This is a genomic window from Nonomuraea sp. NPDC003201 (assembly GCF_053590415.1).
On sequence record NZ_JBSFTC010000516.1, the window covers coordinates 1 to 5,236 of the forward strand.

General features: G+C 71.2%; 6 protein-coding genes. 5 read left to right on the forward strand and 1 reads right to left on the reverse strand.

The genetic code is table 11. The features are described 5' to 3' along the window. Nucleotides 1-132 precede the first annotated feature (132 nt). Both ACWDX9_RS59460 and ACWDX9_RS59465 read left to right on the forward strand, forming a co-directional pair. Nucleotides 133-351 (forward strand): hypothetical protein, encoded by a 219-nt coding sequence (locus ACWDX9_RS59460; protein WP_449972534.1) that lies wholly within the window; start codon nucleotides 133-135, stop codon nucleotides 349-351. Nucleotides 352-410: 59 nt separating this feature from the next. After that, nucleotides 411-1,661 carry a hypothetical protein gene (locus ACWDX9_RS59465; RefSeq protein WP_449972536.1) on the forward strand — a complete coding sequence of 417 codons (1,251 nt, stop codon included), beginning with the start codon at nucleotides 411-413 and terminating at the stop codon, nucleotides 1,659-1,661. Nucleotide 1,662: 1 nt separating this feature from the next. Here the strand turns inward: ACWDX9_RS59465 and ACWDX9_RS59470 are convergent, their stop codons facing one another. After that, a complete protein-coding gene (locus ACWDX9_RS59470; protein ID WP_350727135.1) occupies nucleotides 1,663-2,235 on the reverse strand; it encodes an RNA polymerase sigma factor in 573 nt (190 codons plus the stop codon). A 182-nt stretch (nucleotides 2,236-2,417) separates the two neighbouring features. Here ACWDX9_RS59470 and ACWDX9_RS59475 point away from each other — a divergent pair, with 182 nt between their 5' ends. The 3 genes from ACWDX9_RS59475 to ACWDX9_RS59485 all read left to right on the forward strand — a co-directional run. Continuing rightward, nucleotides 2,418-3,119: a Crp/Fnr family transcriptional regulator gene (locus ACWDX9_RS59475; RefSeq protein WP_449972539.1), complete on the forward strand. Its 702-nt coding sequence runs from the start codon at nucleotides 2,418-2,420 to the stop codon at nucleotides 3,117-3,119. Nucleotides 3,120-3,142: 23 nt separating this feature from the next. Next, on the forward strand, nucleotides 3,143-4,426 hold the full coding sequence (locus tag ACWDX9_RS59480; protein WP_449972542.1) for an oxygenase MpaB family protein: 1,284 nt from the start codon (nucleotides 3,143-3,145) through the stop codon (nucleotides 4,424-4,426). Beyond that, nucleotides 4,423-5,236, forward strand: an 814-nt coding sequence (locus ACWDX9_RS59485; RefSeq protein ID WP_449972545.1) for an adenylate/guanylate cyclase domain-containing protein, incomplete at its 3' end; no start/stop codon positions are given. The genes ACWDX9_RS59480 and ACWDX9_RS59485, both read left to right, overlap by 4 nt.

Genomic DNA, 5,236 nt, shown 5'->3' on the forward strand with positions numbered 1-5,236 from the left:
GGGGGCGCGGGGGGGGGGGGGGGGGCGGGCGCGCGCTGTGCCGGGGGCCCCCCCGCGGTGGGGGGGCACCCCGGCGGGCGGGGCCCGGGGGCGCGGGGCCCCCCCCCCCCCCCCGACCGCCTGCTGTCCTACGTGACGAACGAGGAGACGGTCTTCACCCTGGCCCGCGCCGACATCCGGGCGAGCTGGCGGCCCCTGCGCGTCGACCTCACCTGCGCCGGACGCCGCTTCCGGCTGCGCTTCCTGCCGCCGGGGGCCTTGATCCGGCCGACCGGCGTCCTGCAAGCCCGCCGTAAGTCACGCGCCCTACGCTCCTGGCTGGCGGCCACGGGGGAAAGACCGGCCGCCTGACGTATCTGACGCCGCTGGGGACGCTCTTATCTCCTCGAGGCGAACTAACGGGAGACCCCATGTCCGACACTCCGATGACCGCGGACGACGTGCTGCGCATCGCCGCTTACAAGGACCGGAGCCCGGCACTCGAAGCGATGGTCATCGCCTACAGCTACCACCGCGTCGCCGGGGACCTCGCCCAGCACCTGGGCAAGGACGCGAACAACTGGTACTGCTACGCCACCTGGACCTCCAAGGCCGTCGGAGAGAGCCTCGACCTCAGCCCCGACTCCCCGTTCATCCTGGACTTCGGTCACAAGATGCGGGTGCCCCACCGGTTCAGGAGGGTGTTCAGGGCGGTCCTGCTCACCCTGCTCGGGCCCAGCTACCAGCTCGGGCTCGCGCTCGCCAACCGGGCCATCTTCCTGGAGACCGCCAGCCTCGCGGTCAACCTGTGGAACGATTCGCCCGACCGTTTCCTCAAGGTCAGCCCGGAGTCGGATCTGACGCCGAGCCCGCCGGCGTTCCTGACGGATCTGCTGGCCGAGGCCGACCCCCGCTACCTGAAGGACGCCGCGCAGCTCCTGGTCGAGGCCAAGCAGACTGCCGACCCCGAGGCCCGCGCCGAGCTGATGTTCGGCGCCTGCGTGGCGCTGTCCGCCTACGAGCAGGCCCGCGCGCAGAAGGCCCTCGAGCTGGTGCTCTACCGGCCGGTCCGGTGGCTGACGCGGGTGTCGTGGCGGTCGCTGCGCTCGCTGGTGACCCGGCGCCGCTTCCCGAGGTTCCGCCTGTACGCCGCGCGGCACGAGGACCAGCCGTGGCTGACGCGCTGGCTGGAGGGGAAGTGGTCCTCGCTCTACACCCGCCACCTGTTCGCCGTGCAGACGCCGCTCAGCGACATCAAGGTGGGCCGGCCGCTGACCGCGCCGGAAGGCGTGGACATGGAACGGGTCTGGGCGCCGATCCAGAACGAGAAGGTCCGCAAGCTGGCCGAGGAGTTCATCACGGCCGACCAGGAGGCGTCCACGGCCGGGGTGGCCGACTGGGTGTCCTACCGCGACCGCATGCGCTTCATCGTCAGCTACTTCCGCGTCTACCAGCACGTGGGCGCCCTCTACGACCTGCCCTTCGCCAAGGACGTGGCCGACGGCCTCGCCCGGGAGATGGAGCACGGGCTGGTGCCGCAGGCCGTCAACATGATGCTCGCCCGGGGCGGGCGCAAGGTCTACGAGTATCCGGCGGAGAGCGACCCGGACGCGTTCGAGATGGCGCACTTCGACTTCGAGCCGTTCCTGGAGGCGATCCAGCTCGACCCGTCGGCGAAGTGAGTCAGTCGAGGAAGTCCCTGGTGATCTCGCGGGCTTGCAGGAGCCCGCGAAGCTTCGCGAACGTGCGGGCTCGGGTGGGCCCGATGCTCCCGACCGGCCTGCCCAGCCTGCGCGCCACGTCCACGTAGTGCGGCTCGGAGGTTTCCGTGAGCGCTCTGAACAGGACCCGCTGCGCGGCCGGCAGCTCCTCGACGAGCTCGTCGAGCGTGCCGGCCAGCCAGATCCTGGCCAGCTCCCTGTCCACGTCGTCCGTGCTGCCCAGCGTGTCGAGGTCAGGGGTGCAGATCTCCTTCGTCCGCTTGGTGAGCTTCAGGCACTCGCGGAAGGCGATGGTGGCCAGCCAGCCCGCCATGCGCTGGCCGTCCTCCACGCTCCTGAGGTTCTGCCAGGCCAGCAGCCAGGTCGTCTGGAGCACGTCCTGGGCGTCCTCGTGGCTGAGCCTGAACCGGCGGACGCGGGCCTTGAGCATAGGGCTGAACTCTTCGATCAGCCGCTCCCACGCCATGGCGTCGCCGTCCTGGGCGGCCGAGACGAGGGTGGCGGTATCGGGTCTTTCGATGGTGTCCAGGTACATGTCGATCTCCCTGCCGGGCCGGGCACTCGGGGGGTCGCCATTACCGCCCGGCATCCCAACGGTGCGCCGAGTGATCGTCAGGGGCTGTCTCGCGCGTGACAGTCACGATGTGTTCCTCATCACAATCGGGACATCCAGGACCGTCGGCTGTTCGTGCGCGGGATGCGGCTTAAAGTTCTTGCATGAGCGGGTTCCCGAGCGATGTCCAGCCGGTGGCCTCCGTGCTGGCGGAGATCCCGCTGTTCCGCGTACTCGGAGAGAGCGGCATCGAGAACAGCGCGCGGGCCGGGATGGCGAGGCGCTACCGGGCCGGCCAGATCATCATCCACCAGGGGGATCCGGGAGAGTCCCTCTACGTGGTGCTGGACGGCCTGGTGAAGGTGGTGTTCACGACCGAGCACGGCGACGAGATCGTGCTCAACATGCTGAGCCGCGGCGACACCTTCGGCGAGCTGGCGCTGCTGGACAACTCACCGCGCTCGGCGTCGATCGTGACGGTGCGCCCCGCCTGGGTGTTCGCGCTGCCCAGGGCACGGCTCCTGGAGCTGATGCGGGAGCATCCGGGGCTGGCCGACGAGTTCCTGCGCATGCTCGGCCACATGGTGCGCAGGCTCACCGACCAGGCGGCCGACCTGGCCTTCCTCGACCTGGGCGGGCGGCTGGCCAAGCTGCTGCTGCAACTGGCCGACAAGCACGGCCACGACGACGGGGTGGTGGACCTGCCCGGGTTGACCCAGTCCGACCTCGCCGCGCTCATCGGAGCGTCGCGGCCGGCGGTCAACCGGGCGCTGCAGTCCCTCGTGGCGAGAAACCTCATCGCCGTCAAAGGCCGGGCGATCACCCTGCTGGACGTCGCCGCCCTGCGGAAACGGGGCGGCCTCTGACCGAAATCTGGAGTACGGGGTAGATGAACGATCACGAACGCTGGCACGAAGAGAGATTCCGCCAGCTGCGACAGCAGGCGGACCCGGACATCGACAAGGTCGTGGCCGAGTACCTGGACGCCCAGCCCGACGGAAGCGGGCCCCTGGAGCTGGTGAAGGCGGTGATCCAGGAGCTGGCGGCGGCCAAGCGGGAGGCCAGGGCGCCGTCGGGCGAGCCGCCCGCCTCCGCGATCTTCGCGGCCATCGACTTCGCCGCGGACCTGCCCGACTGGGGCGACGACCGCGAGCTGCTGGCCAGGGGGCAGGCCGTCTTCGCCGACTATGGGCTCTACCAGTCGGCCGCGCTCTTCTGCAAGTGCCTGCCCATGGCGTACGTGGAGGTGTCCAGCGCGAAGGTGCTGGCCAACGTGTCCCGGCTGGCCACGCACAGCCTCACCCGCCGGGTGGCCGAGACCGGGCAGATGCTGGTCGACGTGATGGGCCTGAAGGCCACCAACAGCCTGGAGCCCGGCCGCCCCGGGCACACCACGGCGCTCGGCCTGCGGATCCTGCACTCCTTCGTCCGCGCCCTGGTCAACGAGCGTTTCGCTGACCACTGGGACACCGCGCGGTTCGGCCCCCCGGTCAACCAGGAGCTCCTGCTGGCCACCATCTTCGACTTCTCTGTGGTGACATGGGAGGCTCTGGAGAGTATGGGCGTGACGCTCTCCGCGGAGCAGCGTGCGGCCCACCTCTACACGTGGAGCGTGTTCGGCCATCTCATGGGCGTGGAGGCCTGCCGTGACCGGCCTCTCACGCTCGAGGACGTCGAACCGGTCAGCGAACGCCTGGGCCGCCTGTACGAGTCCAGCGACGAGGGCCGCCGGCTGATGGCCAGGCTGCTGGAGGAGATGGAGGAGTTCATGCACCTGGGGTGGCGCAAGCTGCCGCGCAGCCTGGTGCACTGGGTCTTCCGCGACGCCAAGTACGGCGCCGACCGGGTGCCCGAGCTGCTGGGCGTGCCCAAGCCCGCCTGGTGGTTCACCGCGCTGTTCGCGGCCGGCCGGGCGGCGAACCGGCACGCGGCGCTGGCCGGGCCGGTGGACGGCGTCGTCCGCTGGCTGGTGCGCAGGCTCGGCCGGCAGATCGTGGTCGCCCTGATCGACCGCCACTCCGACGGGCAGGCGGCCTTCCGGATCCCCGGGGACCTGGCCGGCGCCTGGCGGATCAAGCAGTCGCGCTCCGCCGTGAAGACGCGCGAGATCCGCCGCACGGTCCGCCGGAAGGTGCGCGCGCCCGCGCGGAGACTGAAGGAGCGGCCCACATGACCGCTCCCCACCCGCCCGGCACGCTGACCACCGCGACCATCCTGTTCACCGACGTGGTCAGCTCCACCGCCATGCGCATCAGGCTGGGCGAGGAACGCGCCAACGTGGTCTTCCGCCGCCTCTACCAGCTGCTGCGCTCCGTGGTGACGGCCAGCGGCTCGACGTTCACCAAGAGCCTGGGCGACGGGCTGATGGCCGTCTTCGACTCGGCCACGGCCGGGCTCGACGCGGTCATCGCGGTGCAGCAGGCGGTGGCCGACGAGAACGAGCGCGCCCCGGACAAGATCTCCATCAGGGCCGCGCTCGCCGCCGGTGACGTGTGCTGGGGCCACGACGACGTCAGCGGGCTGCCGACCGTCGAGGCGGCCCGGCTGGTCGCCATCGCGGAGGGCGGCCAGGTGCTCTGCACCGACCTGGTGCGGCGGCTGGCGCAGGGGCGCAGCCGGCACGAGTTCAAGGACCTGGGGCGGCTGCCGGGCAAGGGGCTGCGCGAGCCGCTGCACACGTACGAGCTGCACTGGCAGAGCGCCGACCACCACCAGGTCGCGGGGCTGGCCCCCTGGCTGGAGGACGGTCACGTGCTGCCGTTCGTCGGGCGGGACGAGCAGTTGCGGGCGCTCGACGGGGAGCTGGCGGCGGCCGAGTTCGGCAGCGGGCTGGTGATCCTCCAGGGCGACTCGGGGGTCGGCAAGACCCGGCTGGCCTCGGAGGTGGCCCGGCGGGCGCTCAAGCGGCAGTTCACGGTGCTGGCCGGGCGGTGCACGGATCCGGCGCGGCGGGCGTACGAGCCGATCGCCGGGGCGGTGGAGC